The 25462-nt window shown below is 70.6% G+C and carries 25 protein-coding genes; 17 read left to right on the forward strand and 8 right to left on the reverse strand.

Going from position 1 to position 25462, the window contains the following annotated elements; genetic code table 11:
* Window positions 1-399: 399 nt before the first annotated feature.
* Both AC07EQ_RS17985 and AC07EQ_RS17990 read left to right on the forward strand, forming a co-directional pair.
* A complete protein-coding gene (locus AC07EQ_RS17985) occupies window positions 400-975 on the forward strand; it encodes a TetR/AcrR family transcriptional regulator (protein WP_478389155.1) in 576 nt (191 codons plus the stop codon).
* Between the two features lie 269 nt (window positions 976-1244).
* Complete coding sequence (locus AC07EQ_RS17990; protein ID WP_478389039.1) at window positions 1245-2195, forward strand: cellulose-binding protein; 951 nt, start codon at window positions 1245-1247, stop codon at window positions 2193-2195.
* Window positions 2196-2363: 168 nt separating this feature from the next.
* Here the strand turns inward: AC07EQ_RS17990 and AC07EQ_RS17995 are convergent, their stop codons facing one another.
* Window positions 2364-2759, reverse strand: coding sequence for a PPOX class F420-dependent oxidoreductase (locus tag AC07EQ_RS17995; protein WP_478389040.1), 396 nt, complete (start codon window positions 2757-2759; stop codon window positions 2364-2366).
* A 148-nt stretch (window positions 2760-2907) separates the two neighbouring features.
* On the opposite strand from AC07EQ_RS17995, the gene AC07EQ_RS18000 reads away from it, so the two are divergent.
* Complete coding sequence (locus AC07EQ_RS18000; RefSeq protein ID WP_478389041.1) at window positions 2908-4275, forward strand: S28 family serine protease; 1368 nt, start codon at window positions 2908-2910, stop codon at window positions 4273-4275.
* 35 nt (window positions 4276-4310) lie between these two features.
* Here AC07EQ_RS18000 and AC07EQ_RS18005 read toward each other — a convergent pair whose 3' ends face one another.
* Together AC07EQ_RS18005 and AC07EQ_RS18010 are read right to left on the reverse strand one after the other, a co-directional pair.
* The gene (locus AC07EQ_RS18005) at window positions 4311-5423 is read right to left on the reverse strand and encodes an acyltransferase family protein (protein ID WP_478389042.1); all 1113 of its coding nucleotides are present in this window, start codon (window positions 5421-5423) and stop codon (window positions 4311-4313) included.
* A 99-nt stretch (window positions 5424-5522) separates the two neighbouring features.
* Window positions 5523-6326: an SAM-dependent methyltransferase gene (locus AC07EQ_RS18010; RefSeq protein ID WP_478389043.1), complete on the reverse strand. Its 804-nt coding sequence runs from the start codon at window positions 6324-6326 to the stop codon at window positions 5523-5525.
* A gap of 164 nt (window positions 6327-6490) precedes the next feature.
* On the opposite strand from AC07EQ_RS18010, the gene AC07EQ_RS18015 reads away from it, so the two are divergent.
* From AC07EQ_RS18015 to AC07EQ_RS18040, 6 genes are all read left to right on the forward strand, one after another.
* Window positions 6491-7117 (forward strand): superoxide dismutase, encoded by a 627-nt coding sequence (locus AC07EQ_RS18015; protein ID WP_478389044.1) that lies wholly within the window; start codon window positions 6491-6493, stop codon window positions 7115-7117.
* 267 nt (window positions 7118-7384) lie between these two features.
* Window positions 7385-8707 carry a sensor histidine kinase gene (locus tag AC07EQ_RS18020; protein WP_478389045.1) on the forward strand — a complete coding sequence of 441 codons (1323 nt, stop codon included), beginning with the start codon at window positions 7385-7387 and terminating at the stop codon, window positions 8705-8707.
* A gap of 75 nt (window positions 8708-8782) precedes the next feature.
* A complete protein-coding gene (locus tag AC07EQ_RS18025) occupies window positions 8783-9196 on the forward strand; it encodes a roadblock/LC7 domain-containing protein (RefSeq protein WP_478389046.1) in 414 nt (137 codons plus the stop codon).
* Entirely contained in the window at window positions 9196-9555 is a 360-nt protein-coding gene (locus tag AC07EQ_RS18030; RefSeq protein WP_132495647.1) for a DUF742 domain-containing protein, read from the forward strand. Before AC07EQ_RS18025 ends, AC07EQ_RS18030 begins: the two co-directional genes overlap by 1 nt.
* A gap of 43 nt (window positions 9556-9598) precedes the next feature.
* A complete protein-coding gene (locus tag AC07EQ_RS18035) occupies window positions 9599-10135 on the forward strand; it encodes a GTP-binding protein (protein WP_478389156.1) in 537 nt (178 codons plus the stop codon).
* Window positions 10132-11364 (forward strand): cytochrome P450, encoded by a 1233-nt coding sequence (locus tag AC07EQ_RS18040; protein ID WP_478389047.1) that lies wholly within the window; start codon window positions 10132-10134, stop codon window positions 11362-11364. The genes AC07EQ_RS18035 and AC07EQ_RS18040 overlap by 4 nt, the downstream gene beginning before the upstream one ends.
* A 176-nt stretch (window positions 11365-11540) precedes the next feature.
* Here AC07EQ_RS18040 and AC07EQ_RS18045 read toward each other — a convergent pair whose 3' ends face one another.
* From AC07EQ_RS18045 to AC07EQ_RS18055, 3 genes are all read right to left on the reverse strand, one after another.
* Window positions 11541-12236, reverse strand: a complete 696-nt coding sequence (locus tag AC07EQ_RS18045; protein ID WP_478389048.1) for a response regulator — start codon at window positions 12234-12236, stop codon at window positions 11541-11543.
* The gene (locus AC07EQ_RS18050; RefSeq protein ID WP_478389049.1) at window positions 12233-13807 is read right to left on the reverse strand and encodes a sensor histidine kinase; all 1575 of its coding nucleotides are present in this window, start codon (window positions 13805-13807) and stop codon (window positions 12233-12235) included. The genes AC07EQ_RS18045 and AC07EQ_RS18050 overlap by 4 nt, the downstream gene beginning before the upstream one ends.
* Window positions 13808-13912: 105 nt before the next feature.
* A complete protein-coding gene (locus AC07EQ_RS18055) occupies window positions 13913-14377 on the reverse strand; it encodes a MarR family winged helix-turn-helix transcriptional regulator (RefSeq protein WP_478389050.1) in 465 nt (154 codons plus the stop codon).
* A 137-nt stretch (window positions 14378-14514) separates the two neighbouring features.
* Here AC07EQ_RS18055 and AC07EQ_RS18060 point away from each other — a divergent pair, with 137 nt between their 5' ends.
* Together AC07EQ_RS18060 and AC07EQ_RS18065 are read left to right on the forward strand one after the other, a co-directional pair.
* On the forward strand, window positions 14515-15492 hold the full coding sequence (locus AC07EQ_RS18060; RefSeq protein WP_478389051.1) for a quinone oxidoreductase family protein: 978 nt from the start codon (window positions 14515-14517) through the stop codon (window positions 15490-15492).
* A 592-nt stretch (window positions 15493-16084) separates the two neighbouring features.
* Entirely contained in the window at window positions 16085-16297 is a 213-nt protein-coding gene (locus tag AC07EQ_RS18065; RefSeq protein WP_478389052.1) for a hypothetical protein, read from the forward strand.
* 20 nt (window positions 16298-16317) lie between these two features.
* On the opposite strand, the gene AC07EQ_RS18070 is transcribed toward AC07EQ_RS18065, so the two are convergent.
* Entirely contained in the window at window positions 16318-17010 is a 693-nt protein-coding gene (locus AC07EQ_RS18070; protein WP_478389053.1) for an SDR family NAD(P)-dependent oxidoreductase, read from the reverse strand.
* A 153-nt stretch (window positions 17011-17163) separates the two neighbouring features.
* Between AC07EQ_RS18070 and AC07EQ_RS18075 the strand changes: the two genes are divergently transcribed.
* The 3 genes from AC07EQ_RS18075 (at window position 17164) to AC07EQ_RS18085 (ending at window position 20179) form a co-directional block, all read left to right on the forward strand.
* Window positions 17164-17526 (forward strand): winged helix-turn-helix transcriptional regulator, encoded by a 363-nt coding sequence (locus AC07EQ_RS18075; RefSeq protein WP_478389054.1) that lies wholly within the window; start codon window positions 17164-17166, stop codon window positions 17524-17526.
* Window positions 17527-17639: 113 nt separating this feature from the next.
* Window positions 17640-19544: a primary-amine oxidase gene (locus tag AC07EQ_RS18080; protein ID WP_478389055.1), complete on the forward strand. Its 1905-nt coding sequence runs from the start codon at window positions 17640-17642 to the stop codon at window positions 19542-19544.
* 248 nt (window positions 19545-19792) lie between these two features.
* Window positions 19793-20179 carry a YchJ family protein gene (locus tag AC07EQ_RS18085; protein WP_358572664.1) on the forward strand — a complete coding sequence of 129 codons (387 nt, stop codon included), beginning with the start codon at window positions 19793-19795 and terminating at the stop codon, window positions 20177-20179.
* A 166-nt stretch (window positions 20180-20345) separates the two neighbouring features.
* Here the strand turns inward: AC07EQ_RS18085 and eat are convergent, their stop codons facing one another.
* Window positions 20346-21785, reverse strand: a complete 1440-nt coding sequence (gene eat / locus AC07EQ_RS18090) for an ethanolamine permease (protein ID WP_478389056.1) — start codon at window positions 21783-21785, stop codon at window positions 20346-20348.
* Window positions 21786-22016: 231 nt separating this feature from the next.
* On the opposite strand from eat, the gene AC07EQ_RS18095 reads away from it, so the two are divergent.
* Genes AC07EQ_RS18095 through AC07EQ_RS18105 form a run of 3 tightly spaced genes read left to right on the forward strand, consistent with a single transcriptional unit; the run spans window position 22017 to window position 25438 of the window.
* Window positions 22017-23375 carry a glutamine synthetase family protein gene (locus AC07EQ_RS18095; RefSeq protein ID WP_478389057.1) on the forward strand — a complete coding sequence of 453 codons (1359 nt, stop codon included), beginning with the start codon at window positions 22017-22019 and terminating at the stop codon, window positions 23373-23375.
* On the forward strand, window positions 23356-24084 hold the full coding sequence (locus AC07EQ_RS18100; protein ID WP_478389058.1) for a gamma-glutamyl-gamma-aminobutyrate hydrolase family protein: 729 nt from the start codon (window positions 23356-23358) through the stop codon (window positions 24082-24084). Before AC07EQ_RS18095 ends, AC07EQ_RS18100 begins: the two co-directional genes overlap by 20 nt.
* On the forward strand, window positions 24068-25438 hold the full coding sequence (locus tag AC07EQ_RS18105; protein ID WP_478389059.1) for an aldehyde dehydrogenase family protein: 1371 nt from the start codon (window positions 24068-24070) through the stop codon (window positions 25436-25438). The genes AC07EQ_RS18100 and AC07EQ_RS18105 overlap by 17 nt, the downstream gene beginning before the upstream one ends.
* Window positions 25439-25462 lie beyond the last annotated feature (24 nt).

Below are 25462 nucleotides of genomic sequence, written 5' to 3' on the forward strand. Positions count from 1 at the left end.
ACCGCACCGCTGCGCACTTCTGGTACCGGTGTGCACATAGCCGCGATCCGATTCGCTCCGCCACACTAAAGCGCGTTCGCCGAGTGCGCCGCCGGTAAGCGCGGGCGGCACGCTATTCGCGGAATGGGGACCGATCGACCCGCGAGTTGCGGAATTCACCTCCTGGCGGTCCATTCGGTGGCGGTTAACGCTTGTGTCCCGGCGCAGTGCCGCGGAAGACCCTAACACCGTTCCTGTACATCTGTACATCATCGGGGCTGCGGCCCCGGGATGAATCGCCGAAAAATGCGTGATGAACAGGCGGAACGCCGTTCCGGTGACCTGGACCGCATCGCGCCGGGTGGTCAACATGGCACGCTGGACACCGTTGTGGAGTTCACGGGAGGAACGCCGAAGCGAATGTCGACCACCCAGCCCGCGCCCGCCGCCCGCCGCAAGGACCCGGCCCGCCGCGAGCGCATCGCCCGCGCCGCGATCACGGTCGTCGCCGAGCGCGGGGTGGAGAAGCTCACGCACCGTGCCGTCGCGGCTGCGGCCGGTGTTCCGCTGGGGTCGACCACCTACTACTTCGCGACGCTCGACGACCTGCTGGCCAGCGCGTTGCGACAGGCCGCCGAGGACGACGTCGAGCACTTGCGGCAGTGGGCCGAGCGGCTGGAGCGCGGCGGTGATCTCGCCGTCGCGCTGACCGACCTGGTGCTGCACTACCTCGGCCCGGCCCGCCCCCAGACCGCCGTCGAGCACGAGCTCTACATCGCCTCGCTGCACAAGCCGGCGCTGCGCGGCGTCAGCCAGGAATGGGACACCGCGCTGGCCGAGCTGTTCGCCTCCTACACCGATCCGGCCACCGGGCGTGCATTGTCCGTTCTGTTCTGCGGTTTGCTGCTGCAAGGAATCGTCCGGGAATCGGTGCCGAGCCGAGATGAAATCGAGACGATATTCCGCCGGGTGCTCGGCCCGGGCGCGAAAACCTGATTCCAGCAGGCAAATCCGCCCCGGTGACCGGATGGTCAACATCCGATGACCGTTGCATTGCACCGGATTCCGAGCAGTTGATCTCGATCGCCGTTGCGGGCGACAATGGGTGCAGCGATCCGTGGCACCTTCGCGTCCGCGCGTGCACTCCGGCGGATTTCAGTCCGGCGGAGCACATCGCGGGGACGTTCTCCAGGTGTACAACGGACTTGCCGCGTCGGGGCGTGGCTCGCTCCCAGCAAAGTTGATCAATCGAGCGGGGTGAGACCGTGGGGCACATCGAAGACCGCGAACTGGTGCCGCTGAAGTCGGATTTCGACACAGTGTGGTACGGGTTTCGCCGATCGCAGGTGAAGTTCTACATCCAGCAGACCGAGAACGAGATCAGGCTCATCACGGAGGACCGGGATTCGGCGCTCAGCCAGGTCGGCGACCTGGCGGCGCAGCTGGACCAGGCGCGAGCCGAGATCGAGTCGCTCAAGGAGCAGCTCGACGAGCAGGCTCGCACGCCGATCGACGCCGCCGCGCTGACCGACCGGTTACGCCGGATGGTCCGGCTCGCGCAGGACGAGGCGAACGACGTGGTCGCCGCCGCGCAGGCCGCGTCCGAGCACGAGTGGGCGCGCTCCGAGCAGGCCGCCGCCGAGCTCCGGGAACGCTACGAGAAGCTGGTCGCCGAGGCCGACGAGTGGCGCCGCCAGTCCGAGCAGCAGCGCGGCGAGATGCTGACGCGCACCCGCGAAGAGGTCCAGGCGATGGCGCGCGAGGCGGAGCAGTGCCGCCGGCGGCTGGACACCGAGGCCGAGGACCGGCGCACCCAGGTCGAGCACGACTTCGAGGTGTCGATGGCGGCGCGCCGTGAAGAGGCGATGCGCATCCAGGCCGAGCGCGAGCAGAAGAGCCGCGAGGAGGCGCAGCGGCGGGTCCGCGAAGCGACCGCCGAGGCCGAGCGGCTGATCCGCGAGGCGGACGAGTACGCCGAGTCGATGCTGCGGATGCGGCAGGACGTCGCGGAGCGGGTCCGGGCTGCGCAGCAGGTGCTGGCGACGGCGGAGCCGCTGCTGGCGGCGACGGAGGCCGGCGCGGGGAGCGAGGAGGCGGACGGTTACGTCGCCGACGTGGTCCACAGTGGACAGGTGCCGTCCGGCGACGTGAACGTGCCCAAGCAGCGCGCCGAGGAGCCGGTGCCCCAGGAGGCGGACGCCGCCGCCACGGCCTGACAGGCTGACGAGGTGAACGGACCGTTCACGCCGTCTATCGAGGTGAACGGTCCGTTCGCTCCGGATCGCGACGGGTGCGTGTCCGCCGGGTTGGTGAAGTGAACGGACCGTTCACGCCGCCTAGTGAGGTGAACAGGCCGTTCACCGCTGCCTGCGCGCGCCGCCGGGTCAGCCGCCCCAGCTGTGCCAGGAGGTCACCTCGATCCAGCCGCTGATCCGCGGCCGGTCGCGGACCGGGTACGGCTCGCCGGTGTAGTGCCGGGCCAGCCGGTCGATGTCGGTCAGGTCCGGGTCGTCCTCCAGGGCGATCACCCGGCCGCGCAAGCTGACGTGGCGGTACCAGCTGTCGCCGTCCAGCACCGTCAGCGACACCCGCGGATCGGCCCGGAGGTGCTTCAGCCGCGCCCGGCCCGCGTCCATGTTGACCAGCACCTTTCCGCCGTCCCAGAGGTACCAGGTGGCCACCGAGACCGGCGCGCCAGCGGCGTTGACGGTGGCGATCACCGCCGGGTTCGGGTGCGACAGCAGCTCCTGCACGTCCGCAGGCAGGTCTTCCTTCGGCATCGATTCTTCCTTCCGGGAGGCGGTTCTCGTTACCTGCCGCGAGGATTCCAGCTGGCGCAGCGGGAAACGGCGAGAACACGCCGCAGCCTTCCCGCTGCCGCCCGGTGGAACTAGGTTCGGCCTGATCTCGGGCCCAGCAGGAGGCGGAATGAACTGGCGCGGTCTGGTCACCTTCGCGGTGGTGTGCGGGATGTTGCTCGTCGGGGCGCCGGTGGGCGCGGCCCCGCCGGACGACATCGGGGAGCGGCTGGCGGCGGTGCCCGGGCTGACCGTCGTCGGCGAGCGGCCTACCGAGCCGGGATTCCGGCTGTTCGACCTGACCTTCACCCAGCCCGACGACCACCGGCACCCGGAAGCCGGGCAGTTCCAGCAGCGCCTGACCCTGCTGCATCGCGACCTCGACCGGCCCACGGTGCTCTACACGAGCGGGTACGAGCTGCCGGGCCGGACCGCCCGCACCGAGCCGACGCGGCTGGTCGACGGCAACCAGGTCGACCTGGAGCACCGGTTCTTCACCCCGTCCCGGCCCGATCCCGCCGACTGGAACGACCTGGACATCTGGCAGGCGGCCACCGACCAGCACCGGGTGATCGCCGCGCTGAAGTCCGTCTACCAGCGCGAATGGCTCACCACCGGCGCCAGCAAGGGCGGCATGACGGCCGTCTACCACCGCCGGTTCTACCCCGACGACGTGGCGGGCACGGTGGCCTACGTGGCGCCCAACGACGTCGACAACGACCGGGACGTCTACGACGAGTTCCTGGCCTCGGTCGGCACCGACCCGGCCTGCCGCGGCGCGCTGCTCGCGGTGCAGCGCGAGGCGTTGGTCCGGCGCGACGAGATGCTCGCGAAGTTCCGCGCCTACGCCGACGCCGAGGGGCTGACCTTCGACCGCATCATCGGGGACATCGACCGGGGCCTGGAGATGGTCGTGCTCGACGCGCCGTTCGCGTTCTGGCAGTACCGCGGCCAGCAGGACTGCGGCAAGGTCCCGGCGACCACCGCGAGCACCGACGAGATCTTCGCGTTCTTCGACGAGACCGTGCAGTTCTCCTTCTACACCGACCAGGGCATCGAGCCGTACGCGCCGTACTACTACCAGGCCGGAACCCAGCTCGGCTGGCCCGGCGTCTCCGATGAGCCGCTGGCCGACCTGCTGCACCACCGCGAGCTCGGCCAGCCCCGCAACCTGGTGTCGCGCGACATCCCGATGAGCTTCGAACCGGGCGTCATGCGGCAGATCGACGCGTGGGTGCGCGGCAGGGGAGCGGAGCTGATGTTCGTCAACGGCGAGCGCGACCCGTGGAGCGCCGAACCCTTCGAGCTCGGCCAGGGCACCGCCGACTCCTACAGCTACCTGGTGCCGGGCGGCAACCACGGGGCCAAGATCGAGGGCCTGCCCGATCAGCAGCGAGCCGAGGCGGAAGCGGCGGTCCGCCGCTGGGCCGGCGTCCAGCCACCCGCCCGCGTTCTCACCCCGCTCGACGCGGAGCCCGTGACGCAGCGCCCGATCTGACGCGCGCGGGGCGTCTCACCGGCTCGGGGCGCCCCTCACGCTTCGCTCGACCGCGCGCGGCGGTCCGCCAGGGAGTCGTAGGCGCGCATCAGGAACTTGTGCGTCGGGCGCTCGACGACACGGGTGAGCGCCCAGCCCAGCGCGGTGCCGATGACCAGCATCGCGGCGGTCTGCAGCAGCGGGTCGACGCCGACCTCGTCGAGCTTCTTCATGACGATGTAGCCGATGGTCTGGTGCACCAGGAACACGCCGTAGGAGATCCCGGCGAACCACGTGATCCGGCCGGCCAGCCACCCCGGGACGAACCGGTTCCAGTCCGGCCCGAAGGCCGTCAGCGCCACCACGACCATGCCGATGCACACCCCGACCGTCGAGCCCCAGTCGGCGATCAGGCCCTCCGGCGTCTCGCTGTAGTTGTGCAGCGCCTGGCCGAGCATGCAGGCCGCCAGCATCGCCGCGAAGTGCAGCAGGTGGATGCGTCGCGTCGACCACAGCCAGATCGCCACCCCGGCGACGAACAGGTGCCAGCGGTGCACGCCGATGCCGTCGACGATCGTGCGGTACAGCTCGGACTTGTCGGCCACCCGGATCGGCCACTGCGCGATCGGCACCAGCACGGCCGCCCACAGCACCGCGATGATCCGCCGCCCGTGCCCCCACCTGGTGCGGAACAGCAGCGCGGCCGCGGTGAAGCCCATCAGCTGCAGCGGGACCGTCCAGTGCGATCCGTCGATGAACCAGTAGTCCGCCGGCTTCCAGTTCCACAGCATCAGCAGGTTCCACCAGAGGTCGTTGAAGCTCGGGTAGAACCAGCCCTCGACCGCCGCCCAGCGCATCACCACGAAGATCACCACGACCGCGCCGAGGAACGGCGGTAGCAGCCGCGCGATGCGGCCCCACCAGTAGCGCAGCACGGTGCCGCGGCCGATGGTCACGCAGGCGAAGTACGCCGAGATCACCAGCAGCAGGCTCGCACCGACCTGGTAGGGGAAGACGATGTCGCGCGGCGTCATCTCGGGGTGCAGGAAGGCGCCGAGGAACGTCGAGTGGTAGCACATGACGAGCACCACGCAGCCGGTGCGCACCACGTCCCAGCTGATCTTTCGAGTGCTCCGGCCCGAGGTTCGACGGGTTCTGGCAGTGGTCATCTCGGGCACGCCCGCCACCGTATCAGGGAGTTTTGTCTGATTATTACCGGATTCCGGTCGGTTTGATCACGACCGGTTCGCCGGATCGCTCCCGGATGGTCACGGCTTCCGCACCACGGCGGCGTACCCGAGCGGCGCCGCCGGTTGCAGGTCCAGATCGCCCCGCTCCGGCCGCCACTGCGCGATCGGCACCACGCCCGGGTCGACCAGGTCGAGTCCGGTCAGCAGGGCCTCCAGCTCGGCCCGGCTGCGCGACGTCCCGGGATGCGGGTCGGTCGGCAGCAGGTCGAACACGGCTCGCATGATCTCCGGAGCATGGTCGGCGGTCAGGTGGGTCAGCGCGAGGAACGAGCCGGGCGCGAAGGATTCCAGGTAGGCGCGGACCAGGGCGGACGGGTCGTCGCGGTCGGGGACGTGGTGCAGCACCGCGAACATCAGCACCGCCGTGGGCTGGTCGCGGTCGAGCAGCCGCCGGACGTCGGCGGCGGCCAGCACCTCGTCGATGTCGCGCAGGTCGGCCTGCACGATGGCGGTGTTCGGGTTGCCCTCGAGGACGAGTTCGCCGTGCGTCACGGCGACCGGCTCGCTGTCGACGTAGACCACGCGCGCGGTCGGGTCGAGCCGCTGGGCGAGCTCGTGCGGGGTGCCGATCGACGGGATGCCGCAGCCGACGTCGAGGAATTGCCGCACGCCCTGGGCCAGGCACATCCGGATCACCCGGTGCAGGCAGGCGCGGTTGGCCAGCGCGCTCAGCCGCATGTCCGGGGCCACCGCCAGCACGCGCCGGCCCAGCTCGCGATCGACCGCGAAGTTGCAGCCGCCGCCCAGGAAGAAGTCGTACACCCGGGCGCCGCTGGGGCGGTCCGGGTCGAGGTCCTGCGGGAGCTGGCCGTGTGCCGACATGATGCCTCCGGGTAACCGTGCAGGAAGCGGAGCGTAGTCGGCCGAACACCGGTCGAACAGGGTGAAACGTGATCGAGAACACCACCATCGTGCCATTGACCTGCAGCGCGCTTGAGGTTTGAGACTTTCGTCGATCGCAGATGTACGGCGGAAGGATGAGGACAATGGCGCAGCAGTACGTGTTGCCGGAGTTGGATTACGACTACGCGGCGTTGGAGCCGGCGATCGCCGGTGAGATCAACGAGTTGCACCACAGCAAGCACCACGCGGCGTACGTCAAGGGCGCCAACGACACGGTGGACAAGATCGCCGAGGCGCGGGAGAAGGGTGACTTCTCCTCCATCGTGGGGCTGGAGACCACGCTGGCGTTCAACCTGGCGGGGCACTCGCTGCACCTGGTGTGGTGGAAGATCCTCTCCCCCAACGGCGGGGACAAGCCCACCGGTGAGCTGGCGGCTGCCATCGACGAGGACTTCGGCTCGTTCGACAAGTTCCGCGCCCAGCTGGAGGCGGTGTCGACGACGATCCAGGGCAATGGCTGGGGCGTGCTGGCCTGGGATCCGGTCGGTCAGCGGCTGATCACCCAGCAGCTGCGCGATCACCACTCGAACCTGTCGATCGCGACGACGCCGCTGCTGGTGTTCGACATCTGGGAGCACGCGTACTACCTGCAGTACCGCAACGTGAAGGCGGACTACGTCAAGCACCTGTGGAACGTCGTCAACTGGGACGAGGTCTCCAAGCGCTTCGCCGACGCCCGCGCCGGCAAGAACGGCCTGCTCCTTCCCTGACGGGTCGAGCAGGACGGCGGTTTCGGGGCCGTGCGTGTTTTGTGTCGCCAGAGCAGCACAAACCACGCACGGCCCCGTCGTGCGTCCGGCTCCGGATCGGCGCCGTGGCAACCGGTTCCGGAAATGTCATCCAACTGTGAGTTATCCGAATGCAGGCTCGGATACGATCCGTGGACCGATGGCGAGTTTGCCAGCTCAGCCCCGCTACCGACCGGCCACTTAGGACCTCATTTGATGCCGACCCGCGTCTCCGTTCACCGTCGAGGAGTGCGGCTGCCGCTGCTCGCGTTTCTGGCCGCACTGGTCGTCACCGGCGGCGCCTGCCTGTGGGTGTCCCTCGCCGCGCCGGCCGGCAGCCAGGCGCTCGTGGCCTGGTACGGCGGCGTTCTTTCGTTCCTGCTGTCCACCGCGATCGCCGTCGCGATCGGCGGTGCGCAGCTTTCGCGCCAGGCGCGGGCGGATTCGGCGGCGCTCGACGCGGAACGCGCCCGGCTCGCCGGTGAGGCGCTTCCGATCCTGGCGCACCGGATTCGCGGCGGCGTCGCCGCGAACGCCGCCGCCGCCGAAGCGGCGCCGTCCTTCGACGTCGCGCACCAGCGCGTCATCCGGGCCGTGGCGCAGGAAGTCGCCACCGGCGAACGCATGCGCGCCGCGGCCATGGCCACCTGCGCAAACGCGGCCGGTCGCATGCAGGCGCTGGCGACCAGCACGCTCGCCGACCTCCGCGAGATGGAGAACCGGCACGACGAGGACGTGCTCGCGGACCTGCTGAAGCTGGACCACAGCACGGCCCAGGCCGGCCGGCTCGCGGACAGCATCGCGGTGCTGACCGGCGCCCGCTCCGGCCGCCGCTGGACCAAGCCGATCGTGATGGAGAGCGTGCTGCGCGGCGCGATGGGCCGGATCAGCTCCTACCAGCGGGTCCGGCTGCATTCCACCAGCACGGTCGCGGTGGTGGGGTACGCCGCGGAAGGCGTCATGCACGCGCTCGCGGAGCTGATGGACAACGCCACCCGCTTCTCGCCGCCGGCGGAGGAGGTCCACGTCTACGTGGAGGAGCTCCACACCGGTGTCATCGTCACGATCGAGGACAGCGGGCTGGTCATGAGCCCCGCCGCGCTGGCCCGCGCCGAGCGCGCCGTGTCGGCGGAACCGCTGGACCTGGCCGCGATGTCGGGCACCCGGCTCGGGCTCGCCGTGGTGGGCCAGCTGGCCCGCAAGCACGGCCTCACCGTCTCCTTCCGGTCGTCCTCGCGCGGCGGAACCGGCGTCGTCGTCCTGATCCCGCGTCAGCTGATCACGCAGCCCCGGCCGGAACCCGCGCCCACCCCGAGGCAGGCGCCGGAAGCCCCCGCGGCCTCCACCGCGCCGATCGCGGCCGAAAGCACCGATCCGGCACCGGAAACCGGCGAGCCGAACGCGCTGCCGAAGCGTCGCCGCGGCAAGACGCTGGCCGCGGCGCGATCGGCTGCCGCCGAGCCGAATGAGTCCGAGCCGCCCCGGCCGCGCCCGGACGCCTGGGCGCGGTTCGGCGCCTTCCGCAACGCCCGCCGCGACTCACCGTCCACTTCGGACGACAACGCTCGATGACGGCCTGACCGCCTGGACAACGGATTGGAGGCGCGGGTCGGTGCCGGGAACCCGGAGCACCGCCCCACAGCTGCGATGACCACGACAACTCGCGACCTCGACTGGTTGCTGGAGAACCTGCTGGAGCGGACGTCGGGCACCCGGCACGCCCTGGTGCTGTCCAAGGACGGCCTCAAGCTCTGCCACACGCCCGGCCTGTCGGTGGACCAGGCGGACCAGCTGGCCGCCATCGCCTCCGGCATCCAAAGCCTGTCCTACGGGGCGTCGGTCGAGTTCGGCGACGGCAGCGGCGGCGTCCGGCAGTCCATGACCGAGTTCTACGGCGGCGTGCTGTGCATCGTGGAGGCCGGGGTCGGCGCGCACCTCGCCGTGCTGGCCGCCGACGACGCGGACGTCGGCGTCGTCGGGCACAACATGAACGAACTCGTGGAGCAGATCGGCGAATACCTGAGCTCCCCGCCGCGCGACGACGACCCGGCCGAGGCGTGATGGCCAGGCGGTTGGTCGACGAGGAGGACCCGGACCGGCTCTACACCGTCACCGGTGGCCGCAGCCGGCCCGCCGAGGACACCTTCGACCTGGTGACGCTGATCGTCAGCGAATCCGATCCGAGCCCGGGAATGCAGTCCGAGCACGCCAAGATCCTGCGGTTGTGCCGCGAGCCGGTGGCGGTGGTGGAGCTGTCCTCGGACCTCGGGCTGCCGGTGAGCGTGGTGAAGATCCTGCTCTCCGACCTGCTCGACATGGGCAAGATCACCGCCCGCCACCCGTCCTCGAAGCGCGTCGAGGCGCAACTGCCCGCCCCCGAATTCCTCAAGCAGGTGCTCGTTGGACTCCGGAACATCTAGTCGCGTCCCGCTCCGCGACACCGCCGCGGACGGCCTGAAGATCGTGATCGTCGGCGGGTTCGCCGTCGGCAAGACCACCATGGTGCGCTCGGTCAGCGAGATCCGGCCGCTGAGCACCGAGGAGACGATGACGCAGGCCGGCATCGGCATCGACGAGACCGGTGGCGTCGGCGGCAAGTCGACCACGACGGTCGCGTTCGACTTCGGCCGCATCACGCTGGACGAGCGCCTGGTGCTGTACCTGTTCGGCGCGCCCGGCCAGGAGCGGTTCTGGTTCCTGTGGGACCAGCTGTTCTCCGGGACGCTCGGCGCCGTCGTGCTGGTGGACGGCCGCCGCCTGGCCGATTCCTGGTACGCCATCGACCGCCTCGAACACCACGGGATGCCGTTCGTGGTCGCCCGCAACAACTTCGGTGAACCGGAGCACAGCCCGGCGCAGGTGCGCGATGCGCTCGACCTGTCGCCCGAGGTGCCGCTGATCGACTGCGACGCCCGCGACCGGGAGTCCAGCAAGGCAGTGCTGGTCGGGCTCGTCGAACACCTCCACGCCCTGTCGACCGCCCGGGAGGCCACGCGGTGACCAGCCCCAACAAGTCTTCGGCGGACGAGGACACGCACGCCGGGGCCGCGACGTTCTACGGTCCGCGGTTCCAGAACAACCCCGAGGAGGTCTACCGGGAGTTGCGGCGCGAGCACGGCACCGTCGCGCCGGTGCTGCTCGAAGGCGGCGTGCCGGCGTGGTGCGCGCTCGGCTACCGCGAGGTCCACCACGTCACCAGCAACCCCGACCTGTTCGGCCGCGATTCCCGCCGCTGGAACGGCTGGAACTCGGTGCCCCCCGACTGGTCGCTGCGGCCCTACGTCGAGCCCCAGCCCTCGGTGGTCTTCACCGAGGGCGAGGACCACCGCAAGCGCGGCGGCGCGCTGGCCGAGGCGCTGGCCGATGTGGACGAATTCGACCTGCGGTCGCAGGTCGAGCAGATCTGCGACGGCCTGATCGACGGCTTCGCCGGCCGCGGCGAGGCGGATCTGATCGCCGAGTACACGCACCAGATCCCGCTGCTGGCGCTGCTGAAGATCTACGGGCTGCCGGACGAGGAGGCTCCGACGCTGGTCCGGGACGTGGCGCTGTCCGCGGAGGAGGGCGACGAGGCGGTCCGGGCGCACGAGCGGGTCGTCGCGCGGATGCTGGCGCTGACGGGGGAGAAGCGCGAGAACCCCGGCCGCGACGTGCCCTCGTTCCTGCAGGCGCACCCGGTGGGGTTCACCGACGAGGAGATCGCGACGGACCTGTTCATCACGATGGGCGCGGGCTATCTGACCACTTCGGACTGGATGGGCAACACCATCCGGCTGATGCTCACCGACGAGCGCTTCGCGGTGACCCTGGCGGGCGGCCGCCGCAGCGTCGGCCAGGCCCTCAACGAGGTGCTGTGGGAGGACACCCCGACGCAGAACTTCGTCGGGCGCTGGGCGACCCAGGACACGCGGCTGGGCGGCAAGCGGATCCGCAAGGGCGACCTGGTGGTGCTCGGGCTGGCGGCGGCGAACACCGACCCGCAGGTGCGGCCGGACTCCTACGCGGGCGCGGCGGGCAACCAGGCGCACCTGTCGTTCAGCCACGGCGAGCACGGATGTCCGTTCCCCGCACAGGAAATCGCGCGGATCATCACGTCGACGGGCATCGAGGTGCTGCTGGACCGGCTGCCGGACGTGGCGCTGGCGGTGGCGCCGGAGGACCTGGTGTGGCGCCCGTCGGTCTGGATGCGCGGCCTCACATCCCTGCCGGTCACCTTCACCTGGTACTGACCGCAGCGACCGAAGGTCGCGCACCAGACGCCCCAATTTTGCCTAAAATTGGAACCCGCTGACCGGGTCGGGAGACGCCCAATTTTGCCTGAAATTGGGCGTCCCTGTGCTGGGGCGGGCGGGGGTCGGGGTTTCCGATTTTGCCTAAAATTTGGTGTTGTCGGCGTGTCGGGCGGTCAGCGGGTCCAGTGGTAGCGGCGTTCCGGGCGGCCGGTACCGCCGTAGCGGAGGCGGACCTCGGCGCGGCCCGAGGTGACGAAGTGCTCCAGGTACTTTCGCGCGCTCACGCGGGAAACGCCTGCGGCGTCCGCGCATTCCGCCGCCGACACGTCGCCGTCGGTCGCGGTCGTCTCGCGCAGGATGCGCTCGACGATCTGCGCCGTCTCGGTGGCCAGCCCCTTCGGCGGCGCCGCTCGGTGGGTCCGGGTGCCGAAGATCTGGTCGACGTCCTGCTGCGCGGCGGGGGAGTCGCCGGGCAGTCCGCTGAGCTTCTGGTGCAGGGCGCGGAAGTTCTCCAGCTGGTCGCGCAGCGCCTCGTAGCTGAACGGCTTGATCAGGTAGTGCAGCGCCCCGCCGCGGATCGCGCCGCGCACGGTGTCCAGGTCGCGGGCCGCGGTGATCACGATGACGTCGGGGTCCGCCGACGGGCGAGTGGTGCTCGCGCGCAGCTCCCGCAGCACCGAGAGGCCGTCCATGTCGGGCAGGTAGATGTCCAGCAGCACGAGTTCCGGGCGCAGTTCGTCGACGGCGCGGATCGCGTCCGCACCGGTGTGCGCCACCCCGGCGATCTCGAACCCGTCGACGCGGGCCACGTATCCACTGTGGATCTTCGCGACCATGAAGTCGTCGTCCACCACCAACACCTTGATCACGATCCCGGCCCTTCCAGCGGCAGCCGCGCGGTGAACACCGCGCCGTGCGCGTTGTGCACCTGCACCGAACCGCCGCGACGATGACAGATCTGCCTCGTCAACGCCAGCCCCAGGCCTCGTTCGCCGCCGCGCGCGGCCTTGGTCGTGAAGCCGTGCCGGAACACCTCTTCGACGATCTCGGCGGCCACCCCGGGCCCGGAGTCCCGCACCACCGCGGTGACTTCGTCGGTGCAGCGCAGGTCGATCTCGATCCACCGGTCCGCGTCGGCCGGGCCGGCTTCGAGGGCGTCGAGCGCGTTGTCGATCAGGTTGCCCAGCACCGTGACGAGGTCGGCGGACAGCTCTTCGTCGACCTCCGGCAGGTAGCTGCCCTCGTTCAGGCGCAGGCCGACGCCGCGTTCGGCGGCGAGGCTGGCCTTGGCGATCAGCAGCGCGGCGGTGGCCGGGTCGTGGACCCGCGCGGTGACCTCGGCGTGCCACTGCTCGTGGGTGTGGCTGATGCGGTGCACGTAGCGCTGCAGCTCCTCGTACTCGCCCAGCTCGACCAGCCCGGAGATGATGTGCAGCCGGTTGCTGAACTCGTGCGCCTGGGCGCGCAGGGTGTCGGTGGTGTCCCGGTGCACCGCGAGTTCTCGTTGCAGGTCCACGAGTTCGGTGCGGTCGCGCATGGTCACCACGGCGCCGACCGACGAGATCGGCATCCGGTTGAGCACCACGACCTTGCCGCGCCGCAGCACGATCTGGTCCACGCCGTCGGTGCGGCCGGTGAGCACGTCGCGGGCGCGGTCGTTGAGGTCCAGCGAGTCGATGTCGCTGCCCACGCAGTTCGCCGGCAGCGACAGCAGGCGGCGCGCCTGGTCGTTGACCAGCGTGATGCGGTTCTGCTCGTCGACGCCCAGCACGCCTTCGCGAACGCCGTGCAGCAGGGCCTCGCGGTGCTCGACGAGCCGGGTGATCTCCTGCGGTTCCAGGCCGAGCGTCTGCCGTTTCACCCGCCGGGCGAGCAGCACCGATCCGGCGATGCCGAGCACGGTGGCGAAGGCCAGCAGGGTCAGCGGGTTCTCCGGCGCCTGGCGCAATCCCTGCAGCAGGTCCGGGGGATTGCGGCCGGCCGCGACGACGCCGAGGACGCGCGCGTCCTCGGAGATCACCGGCACTTGGGCGACCAGCGAATCAGCGCCGTCCAGCTCGATCTCGCCGACCCACGAGCGGCCGCCCAGCGCGGTCTCGGACTTCGGCAGCAGCTGCCCGCGCTGCCCGGGATCGGGCGAGGTGAGCACGATGCCGCGCCGGTCGGTGATGATCACGTAGTCGGCGCCGGAGAGGTTGCGGGTGCTCTCGGCGAAGATCGGCAGCGTGTCGCGCTTGTAGGGGTCCTCGAGGCTGACGCGCACCCCGGAGGTGGCGGCGAGGTCTTCGGCGACCGACAGCATCTTGCGGCCCTCGGTGGCCCGGAACGCGGAGTCGGTCTGCGCGACGGAGAACACCGCGATCGAGGCGAGCAGCAAAACGATGATCAGCAGCTGCCACCCGAGCAACTGCCGAGACAACGATCCCTGCACCCGCAACACCGCGCCCGCCTCCTCCGCCGCCGGCCCGAACGTTAACCGCTCGGGTCCGGCGAACGCCCGGCACCCCGCCATCGCCGCAGGTCAGCGATCGATCTCAGGGTGTGATCACCGGGCGCGGCGCTCGCGGAGCGCTTCGGTCGCGCCGACGTACTTCAGCAGCAGGCGGGCGAATTCCAGCCGTTCCCGCTCGGGCCAGTCCCGGGTGATGTGCTCGTACGCTTCGCGCTGCTGCCGCCGGAATCGGTCCAGCAGCTCGGCGCCGTCCGGGCTGAGCCGGAGGATCGTCCGCCTGCCGTCGAGCTGGGAGGCGGCGCGGACGAGGTGCCCGGCGGAGATGCAGTCGGAGACCATCCGGCTCGCCACCGAGGGGTCGACCGCGAGGCGTTCCGCGACGACGCCGACGGTGATCTCCCCGCCGGTCTCATCGGCCACCACGCCGAGGACCAGGGTTCGCGTCAGGTCCTTGCGCGAGACCGGGTTCTCGACGTCCAGCAACACAGTGCGCCGGAGCCGCGAGAAGGCCGGGCCGACCGCGTCCAGCAGCTCGTCCGGTTCGTCTCCACGTGCCACGTGAGCACCTTAAGCGATTGACGCACCGGCATGCATGTGTCTAATGTCAAATATGTGCATGACATCATGCATATGTAACCCGGAAGATCCGGGCGGAGCCGCGCGGCTCGATCGAACTTTCCGACGTGGAGAACCGAATGCGCATAGTCCGCCACTACGAACACGGGGCGCCGTCCGTGCTCCGCATCGAGGAGGTGGAAAAGCCTCGCCCGGCCGCGGGCGAGGTCCTCATCCGCGCCGAGGCGATCGGCGTCAACTTCGCCGAATGCCAGCGGCGCAGGGGAATTCCGATGGGCGGGCCGGCGGAACTGCCCGGTTCGCCCGGCGGTGACGTCGTGGGAATCGTCGAGGCCGTCGGCGACGGGGTGACGGCCGTCGGCATCGATGATCGCGTCGCCACGGGCGTCGGTGCCGACGCCTACGCCGACCACGTCCTCGCGCGCGCCGACTGGCTGTTCGCGGTCCCGGCCGGCATCGACGCCGGTCAGGCCACCGCGCTGCCGATCCCCGGCCAGACCGCCTACCACGTGATCGCCACGGCGGCCCGGCTCCAGCCGGGGGAGAGCGTGCTGGTCAACGCGGCGGCCGGCGGCATCGGGCACCTGCTGGTGCAGCTGGCCAAGGCGCTCGGGGCGGGGACGGTGATCGCCACCGCAGGCGGCCCGGCGAAGCTCGACTTCGCCCGGTCGCTGGGCGCCGACCTCGCCTTCGACTACCGCGACGACGACTGGGACGAGCGGATCCTGGCGGCCACCGGCGGCAAGGGCGTGGACGTCGTCCTGGAGACGGTGGGCGGCGACGTGCTGCGCCGGAGCGTGCCGTTGATCGGTGAGTTCGGCCGGCTCGTGTTCTACGGCGCCGCCGGCGGTGAGGTGCCCGCCCTCGACATGGCGGAGCTCTTCGGCAACAAGACCGTGCTGGGCTTCGGCATGTGGGGCCTGATGCGCCACAAGCCCGACGTGCTGGCGGCCGGGGCGAAGGTGCTGCTCGACCTCGTCGCCGACGGCAGGGTCCGCCCGGTCGTCCACGCCGCGCTGCCGCTGGCCGACGCCGCAGGGGCGCACGAGCTCATGGAAGCCCGCGGCCAGCTCGGCCGGGTCGTGCTCGTGCCCTGATCGCGAGCCGTGGCCGGTTCCGCGGAGAATCGGCCACTTCTCCCGGTTACAAAAGTGACAAAAGTTTCCTTATGTACGCAACGGCGACAGTGCGGTGGTGGCGCGGCAACATGGCATCACTCGGCTCTCGACCGCGGAGACGAACTCCCCGTGCAGCAGTGCGTTCGTCGCCGTCGGCGGGTCCTCCGGCCGACGAATCCCGGGTGATTCCGCGGCGCGGTGCGCAGGCCGCGGAATCGCGGGAGGAGGAACGGGTGGACACCTGACACCCCAGGTACCCACCTCGTGGTGGCCCGGTCACACATCCCCCGGCGACCGGGCCACTGCTCTCCAAGTGGTCGTTTCGGAATGGCTCCGCGTGGCTCGTCCCGGAGGCACCCGGCGCCCCGCACCCCAGACGAGGCCGGGGATCCCGGAGTCCAGACCGCCTCCGAAGTTCCGCCACCCAAAACGAGGTTGGAAAGACCTCAATGCGGACCGCGCCGTCCCCCGAACTCGGGAACCGGTGCCCCGGCTCGGTGATGCACCCGGCGGAGATGATCGAGTTGTGATGGCGTTCTCCCGGCAATTCCCACTCACCGGGAGGTTTTCGATGCGTCGTCCACTCATCACCACGCTGCTCTGCGGGCTGGCCGCGCTTGCAGCGACCGGAACCGCCGCCGCGGCGGAAGGTTCCCATCCGCTCGGCCTGGACAAGCTCCTGACCGCGACGGTCCTCGACGTGTCCGGGCACGACGGGACCTCGCAGGACGGCACCGCGCACTCCGAGACGTCACCGCCAGCCGATCACCAGCCCCAGCAGTAGCGCACCCGCGCCGCGCCCGGCTACGGGCGCGGCGCGGCGTTGCCCCTGACGAGCGATTCGAAAGCCGCGACGTCGCCGATGATTTCCTCGGCCCGTTCCGGGGATTCGTACAGCCCGAAGTAGTGTTCGCCCACCTCGGCGGCGTTTTCGGCGGTGACTGCGGTGGCGATCGTGACCGCCGCGGCGTGGACCCCCTTCGGGGCGAGCTCGATGTGCAGTGCGTGCGCCCAGTTCCGCAGACCCGCCATCGCCAGCCCCACGTTGCCCAGGAACGGCGCGGGAACCAGTGACGACACCCCGGTGGTCAGCAGCAGCGATCCGCGGCCGCGCGCCACCATGCCGGGGAGCACGTGGCTGACGGCGGTGACCGCGCCCAGCGCGCACAGCTCGAACTGCGCGCTCGCGGCATCGGGATCGGTCTCGGCGGCCGAGGTGATCGGTGCCTGCGGGCCGGGGCTGTATTCGAGCACGTCGATCGGCCCGAGCGCGCGCTGCGCTTCGTCGAGCGCGCCGGTCAGCGCGTCCCGGTCCCGCACATCCGCCGGATGCGCGGTCGCCGTGATGCCGCTGCTCTCCAGCTCCCGGACGGATTCGGCGAGCCGCGCCGCGTTCCGCGCGATCAGCCCGACCCGGAACCCGCGCCTGCCGAACGCCCGGGCGACGCCCATCCCGAGCCCCGGCCCGGCCCCGACGACCACCAGATTCTTGTGCACCAGCTGCCCTTTCCGCGTCACCGCAGGCCCGTTGCCAGTGGAAACGTCTGAACTTTCCAATGCTTACGCTTTGTGCGTAGCCACATCATTTGGTACCAACGGGGTTGGCACAAGACGGCACATTCCTGTCGGTGACGCACACGGAGGTAACCATTGACCCGCGCCGATGCCGCGGAAGCAGCGGCCTGCCAGGAGGTGCTGGGAATCCTGGCGCTGGTCGGGGACAAGTGGAGCCTGCTGGTCGTCGGGCAGCTCCGGGACGGGTCGCTCCGCTTCGGCGAACTGCACCGCGCCGTTCGCGGCATCTCGCAACGGATGCTCACCCTGACGCTCCGCAAGCTGGAACGCGACGGCCTGGTCAGCCGATCCGTGCACGCGAGCGTGCCGCCGCGCGTCGACTACGCGCTGACCGAGCTCGGCGACTCGCTGCTCTGCCCGGCGCTCGCGCTCGGCGAGTGGGCGATCGACCATCGCACCGAGATCGCGGCGAACCGGCTTCGCTACGACGCGCGCTGAGCCGGACGGCACGGTTGCGACGATCCGGTGATCGGGTGATCCGCTGGACGAACCGCCCTGTTCCAAGGGAATCTGGGGCGATCCGGGGCGACCGAGACTGGAGAGGGCAGGCGATGACGAAGCATCCGCTGGAACCGTTGAGCTCCGACGAGATCGTGCGCAACCGCGAGATCCTGCTGGGCGCGGGACTCCTGCGCGAATCGACCCGGTTTCCCCTGGTGCAGCTGGAGGAACCGGCGAAGGCCGTGGTGCTGGCGGGCGGCGATTCCGACCGCCAGGTGCGTTCGGTGCTGCTCGACACGAAAACGGGTGAGCTGACCACCACCGTGGTGTCGCTGACCGGCGATCGGGTGGTGGCGAGGCACACCGTCGACCCGGTCGAGCACGGCCAGCCGCCGGTGATGCTGACCGAGTACGAGCTGGTCGAGAAGATCGTGCGCGCCGACGAGACGTGGCGGCAGGCGATCCGCGACCGCGGCATCGAAGACGTCGACAAGGTGCGGGTCTGCCCGCTGTCCGCCGGCTGGTTCGGCGCCGCGGAGGAGAGCGGACGGCGGATGCTGCGCGCTCTGGCGTTCGTGCAGAACGACCCGGACGAACTGCCGTGGGCGCATCCGGTGGACGGGCTGGTGGCCTACGTCGACGTCATCGAGCAGCGCGTGCTGGAAGTCGTCGACGACCGCCACCTGCCGGTCCCGGCGGAGAGCGGCAACTACGCCGACCAGGAGCTGTTCGGCCCGCAGCGCGAGACGCTGAAGCCGATCGAGATCACCCAGCCCGACGGCCCGAGCTTCGCCGTCGACGGCCACGAGGTGCGCTGGGAGAACTGGCGCTTCCGCGTCGGTTTCGACCCGCGCGAAGGCCTGGTGCTGCACCAGCTGTCGTTCCGCGACGGCGACCGGGAGCGGCCGGTGATCTACCGCGCCTCGGTCGCCGAGATGCTGGTCAACTACGGCGATCCGGCCCCGGCGCGGTTCTGGCAGAACTACTTCGACTCCGGCGAGTACTCGCTGGGCAAGCTCGCCAACGAGCTCGCCCTCGGCTGCGACTGCCTCGGCGAGATCCACTACTTCGACGCGGTGGTGGCGCAGGAGGACGGCGCGCCCCGGACGCTGCGCAACGCGGTGTGCATGCACGAGGAGGACTTCGGCGTGCTGTGGAAGCACACCGACGTGTTCACCGGATCGGCCGAGACCCGGCGGCAGCGGCGGCTGGTGATCTCCTTCTTCTCCAGCGTCGGCAACTACGACTACGGCTTCTACTGGTACCTCTACCTGGACGGCACCATCCAGCTGGAGGTCAAGGCCACCGGCATCGTGTTCACCTCGTCCTACCCGGCGGAGGGCTCGCGCTGGGCCAGCGAGCTCGCCCCCGGCCTCGGCGCGCCGTTCCACCAGCACCTGTTCAGCGCGCGGCTGGACATGATGGTCGACGGCACCAGCAACGCCGTCGACGAGGTGCAGGCGAAGCGCGAGCCGATCAGCGCGGAGAACCCGCACGGCAATGCCTTCACCCGCAGCGTCACCCGGCTGACGCAGGAGAGCGACGCCGGACGGGAGGCCGACCCGGCCAGCGGGCGGGCCTGGCACGTGGTCAACACCGAGCGCACCAACCGGCTCGGCCAGCCGGTCGGGTACGCGCTGCACCCGCAGGGCCATCCGGTGCTGCTGGCGGATCCCGGTTCATCGATCGCGAAGCGCGCCGAGTTCGCGACCAAGCACCTGTGGGTCACCCGGTACGCGGCGGACGAGCGGTACCCGGCGGGGGAGTGGGTGAACCAGAGCCACGGCGGCGCGGGCATCCCGGCGTTCACGGCGGAGGACCGCGGCATCGACGGCGAGGACATCGTGCTGTGGCACACCTTCGGCCTGACGCACTTCCCGCGCGCGGAGGACTGGCCGGTGATGCCGGTGGACCTCTGCGGCTTCACCCTCAAGCCGGTCGGCTTCTTCGACCGGAACCCGACGCTCGACGTCCCGCCCGGCAACGGCACCGCGTCGCAGTGCCGCGAGAGCTGACCGGGGGCCGTGGGGGCGGAACCGGCTTCCGCGCCCACGACCGCTCCAAGTCGTCGTTCCGGAAGGACTCCGGGCCAGGTCATCCGAAGGCATCCGGTGCCCGGCGGGGTGGCGTTTTCGCGCGAAACCGGCGTCCCGCCCTCACGCGGAGCGCCGGTTTCGCGCGAAAACGGCGTCCTACGCGTGCCCGCGCCTCGTTGTGAAACGCCCACTGATTCCGAGCGCGCCGGCGATGAGAAGCTGTCGGGGTGAGCACCCCCAAGCGATGCCCCTGCGGCCTCGGCGAACCGTTCGCCGAGTGCTGCGCCCGCCTGCACGCCGGCGAGCGCCGCGCGGCCACGGCCGAGCAGCTCATGCGCTCGCGGTTCAGCGCGTTCGCGGTCGGTGACACGGCCTACCTGCTGGCCTCGTGGCACCCCTCGACCCGGCCGGATTCGCTGAGCCTCGATCCCGACCAGCGCTGGGTCCGCCTCGAAATCCTCGACCGCACCGGCGGCGGGCCGTTCGACGCGGAGGGCACGGTCCGGTTCGAGGCCCACTACCGCCTGGGCGGACGAGCGGGAGTGCTGACCGAGGACAGCCGCTTCGTCCGGGAGGACGGGGCCTGGTTCTACGTCGACGGCGACCACGACTGACCGCGGTTTCATTGAGCGTTTTTCATCCTGATCTGCGACGTCAGGTCAGGGGCCCGAATGCGCAGGTGTCGTGAGTGTCTGTGGTCGTCATAGCAGCCATGACCACTCACGACCCAGAGGCACAGGCATTCCGCACAGAGGTTGGAAAAACCCAATTGAACCGGGGTCACGACAGCTCGGATTCGGCGGCTCGGAGAGCGGCGAACTCCTCCTCGGGGGCGTTGGCGATCAGGTGGTGGCGGCTGTAGAACCAGAAGTAGGCCAGCGCCGCCAGGAAGATCAGGGCCATGATGGCCGCCGCGACCATGTCCACGATGAACGTCGCGATCACCGCCGCGATCGCCAGCACCAGCGCGACCGAGGTCGTCACGATTCCGCCGGGGGTCCGGTACGGGCGCTCCAAGCCCGGTTCGCGGAAGCGCAGGACGATGTGCGAGAGGTTCAGCAGCACGTAGGAGATCGTCGCGCCGAACACCGCGATGTTGATCAGCAGCGCCCCGTCGCGGGTGGCCGCGGCCAGCACGAAGCCGACGGTGCCCGGCGCCACCAGCGCCAGGTACGGGGTGCGGCGCTTGCCGGTCACCGACAGCCGGCGCGGCAGGTACCCCGCGCGGGACAGCGCGAACAGCTGCCGGGACGCGGCGTAGATGATGGAGAAGAAGCTCGCCACCAGCCCGGCCAGGCCCACGTAGTTGACGATCTCGGCGAGCGCGTTGTCGCCGCCGGTGGCGGCGCGCACGGCCGCGGGCAGCGGGTTGTCGGCGTCGGCGATGGCCGCTGACCCGGCCCCGCCCGGCGCGACCACCAGGATGGCCGCGGCGAACACCAGCAGCACCGCGATCGCCGCGATGATCCCGCGCGGCATGTCCTTGCGCGGGTCGCGGGCTTCCTCCGCGGCCAGCGGAACCCCTTCCACGGCGAGGAAGAACCAGATGCCGTACACCAGCGAGGCGAGCACCCCGGCGTAGCCGAACGGCAGGAACGCGCTGGCGCCCGCGGCGTCCACCGGTGCGATGTCGAACAGCTTCGCCGCCGAGAACTGCGGGATCATTCCGATCACGAAGGCGATCAGGGCGACCACGGCCACGGCGGTGATGCCGAACATCAGCCGCAGCGCCTCGCCCACGCCGTAGAGGTGGATGCCGACGAAGACGGCGAAGCACGCCAGGTACACCGGCCAGCTGCTGGTCAGCCCGAACAGGCCCAGCGATTCCACGTAGCCGCCGATGAACACCGCGATGGCGGCCGGCGCGATGGCGTACTCGATGAGGATCGCGGTGCCGGTGGCGAAGCCGCCGAGCGGGCCGAGGGCGCGGCGGGCGAAGCCGTACCCGGCCCCGGCCACCGGCAGCGCCGAGGCCATCTCGGCCAGCCCGAACACCATGCAGGTGTACATGGTCGCCATCAGCACCGTCGCCAGGAGCAGCCCGCCCCAGCCGCCCTCGGCCAGCCCGAAGTTCCACCCGGCGAAGTCGCCGGAGATCACGTACGAGACCCCGAGCCCGGCGAGCAGGACCCAGCCCGCCGCGCCCTGCCGGAGCCGGCGCTTGTCCAGGTAGTCGCTGCCGACTCGTTCGTAGTCCACCTGCCGCCGCTTCTCGGTCATGGCGGGGTCCTCTCCCGAGATTGGTATGACCGTGGCCCATTGATTAGTTGGGCAGCGTGCTGCCGCCTCCGGGCGATGTCAATACCCGTGGCCGGAACTCGACGCCGATTCCATACGAGCAGCCGAACGGGTGTTGACACTCGGAGTCGGCGGCTGCTTCCATTGGCTCGCGTTCAAAGGTCTGGTCCCATACCAATGCATGGCCGCTGGTTCGGCCGAAGGGAGCCACCGGTGTCGCCCAACGAGCAGCTGACCGTCGGACGACTGCGCGAGCTGGTCGCCTCCGGCGAGGTGGACACGGTCGTCGTCGCGCTGACCGACATGCAGGGCAGGTTGCAGGGCAAGCGGTGCTCGGCCCGCTACTTCCTCGACGAGGTGCTCGCCCACGGCACCGAGGCGTGCAACTACCTGCTCGCCGTCGACGTCGATATGACCACTGTGGACGGCTATGCGATGACCTCGTGGGAGACCGGCTACGGCGACTTCGTGTTGAGCCCGGACCTCGCAACCCTGCGCCGGATCCCGTGGCAGGAAGCGACCGCCCTGGTGCTCTGCGACGTGCAGTGGCATTCCGGTGAGCCGGTCGCCCCGTCGCCGCGGCAGGTGCTGCGCGGGCAGCTCGACCGGCTCGCCGGGCTCGGGTTCACCGCGCACGTCGGAACGGAGCTGGAGTTCCTGGTCTTCCGCGACACCTACGAACAGGCGTGGGACAAGCGCTACCACGAGTTGTCCCCGGCCAACCAGTACAACGTGGACTACTCCATCGCCGGGACCAGCCGGATCGAGGGACTGCTGCGGCGGATCCGCAACGACATGACCGGGGCCGGGCTGTACGTGGAGTCGGCCAAGGGCGAGTGCAACCTGGGCCAGCACGAGATCGCCATCCGCTACTCCGACGCGCTGACCAGCTGCGACAACCACACGCTCTACAAGAACGGCGCCAAGGAGATAGCCGCCGCGGAGGGCGTGAGCCTCACCTTCATGGCCAAGTACGACGCCCGCGAGGGCAACTCCTGCCACATCCACGCGAGCCTGCGCGACGACGCCGGCCCGGCGATGCCCGGCGCCGGGGAGCACGGGTTCTCCCCGGTCATGGAGCACTTCATCGCGGGCCAGCTGGCCTGCCTGCCGGAGCTGACCTACTTCCTCGCGCCGAACATCAACTCCTACAAGCGCTTCGCGGCCGGCAGCTTCGCGCCCACCACCATCGCGTGGGGCCGGGACAACCGCACTTGCGCGCTGCGGGTGGTCGGCCACGGCGACAGCCTGCGCGTGGAGAACCGGGTGCCGGGCGGCGACGTCAACCCGTACCTCGCGGTGGCGGCGATCCTGGCGGCCGGGCTGCACGGTATCTCCGAAGAACTGCCGCTGGAACCGATGCTCTCGGGCAATGCCTACGCCTCCGGCAAACCCACGGTCCCGACGACGCTGCGCGAGGCCGCCGGGCTGCTGGCCGGGAGCAAGGTCGCGGTCGAGGCGTTCGGCCAGGACGTCGTCGACCACTACGTCAACGCGGCCCGGGTGGAACTGGCCGCCTTCGACGCGGCGATCACCGACTGGGAGCGGATCCGTGGGTTCGAACGCCTCTGACCGGCCGATCATCGGCATCAGCACCTATGTCGAAGCGGCGAGCTGGGGGGTCTGGCACCGCGAAGCGGCCCTGCTGCCCACGACCTACGTCGACGCGGTGCACCGCGGCGGTGGATTCCCGGTGCTGCTGCCGGTCCTCCCGGGCGAGCCCGATCTGTCCGCTGTGGACGGTCTGGTGCTCGCCGGCGGCGCGGACATCGACCCGGCGCGCTACGGCGGGCGGCCGCACGCCGAGCTCGGCCCGACCCGGCCGCCCCGGGACGGCTGGGAGATCCGGCTGCTGCGCGCCGCGCTCGGCCGCGACCTGCCGGTGCTCGGTGTCTGCCGGGGCGCGCAGATCATGAACGTCGCGCTCGGCGGAACCCTGCACCAACACCTCCCGGACCTCGTCGAGCACCGGGACCACCAGCCGGAGCCGGCGGTCTTCGGCAGCACGAAGGTGGAGCTGAGCCCGGGCAGCCGGATCGCGGAGGTCCTCGGCGAGCACGTCGAGGTGCCCTGCTACCACCACCAGGCCATCGCCGAGGTCGCCCCGCGCCTCGACATCACCGGGCGGGCCGGCGACGGCACCGTCGAGGCGGTTGAGCTGGCCGGCGCGCGGTTCGCGCTCGGCGTCCAGTGGCATCCGGAAGAAGACGCAGCCGACGATCGGCTGTTCGTGGCGCTTGCCGCGGCGGCGAAGGAGGTACGCGGTGACCACCGCGCATGACGTGATCAACCCGGCGACCGAGCAGGTCGTGACCACCGTGCAGCTGTGCTCCGTCGACGAGACCGACGCCGCCATCGCGCGGGCGGTCCGCGCGCAGCGGTCCTGGCAGGCCCTCGCCCCGGCGGAACGGGGACGGCTGCTGCGCCGGTTCGCCGCGGCGGTGGATGCCGGCATCGAGGACCTGGCGCGGCTGGAAGTGCGCAATTCCGGGCACACCATCGGGAATGCGCGTGGCGAGGCGGCCAACGTGCGGGACGTGCTGGAGTACTACGCCGCCGCACCGGACCGGCTCTTCGGCCGCCAGATCCCGGTTGCCGGCGGCGTGAACATCACGTTCCAGGAGCCGCTGGGCGTGGTCGGCGTGATCGTGCCGTGGAACTTCCCGATGCCCATCGCCGCGTGGGGGTTCGCCCCGGCCCTGGCCGCCGGCAACGCGGTGGTGCTCAAGCCCGCCGAACTCACGCCGCTCACCGCGGTCCGGATCGGCGAACTCGCGCTTCAGGCGGGACTTCCGGAAGGGCTGCTGCAGGTCCTGCCCGGCCGGGGCGCGGTCGTCGGGGAGCGGTTCGTCACCCACCCCGACGTGCGCAAGGTGGTCTTCACCGGCTCGACCGCGGTGGGCCGGCGGATCATGGCCGGGTGCGCGAGCCAGGTCAAGCGCGTGACGCTGGAGCTGGGCGGCAAGAGCGCCAACATCGTCTTCGCCGACGCGGACCTGGAGCGCGCGGCGGCGACGGCGCCCTACGGCGCCTTCGACAACGCCGGGCAGGACTGCTGCGCGCGGTCGCGGATTCTCGTGCAGCGCAACGTCTACGACCGGTTCATGGAGCTGCTGGAACCGGCGGTGCGCGGTGTGGTCGTCGGCGACCCGGCCGACGAGAAGACCGAGATGGGGCCGCTGATCTCGGCCGCGCACCGCGCCAAGGTCGCCGGCTACGTCCCCGACGGCGCGCCGGTGGCGTTCCAGGGCGAAGCGCCGGAGGGCAGTGGATTCTGGTTCCCGCCAACGGTTCTCACGCCCGATCCGGCGGATCCGGCGTTCGCCGAGGAGATCTTCGGGCCGGTCGTCGCGGTGGTGCCCTTCGAGGACGAGGCCGACGCGGTGCGCATCGCCAACGACACCGCGTACGGCTTGTCCGGATCGATCTGGACCCGCGACGTGGCGCGCGCGTTGCGGGTGTCGCGCGCGGTCGAGGCCGGGAACCTCTCGGTCAACTCGCACTCCTCCGTGCGCTACAACACGCCGTTCGGAGGGTTCAAGCAGTCCGGGCTCGGCCGCGAGCTCGGGCCGGACGCGGTCGACGCGTTCACCGAGACCAAGAACGTCTTCATCCCGACTTCGGAGGACGTGTGAGTTCATGCGTCCGGCCGGTGTCCC

It is taken from the genome of Saccharopolyspora sp. NPDC045839 (assembly GCF_056431645.1).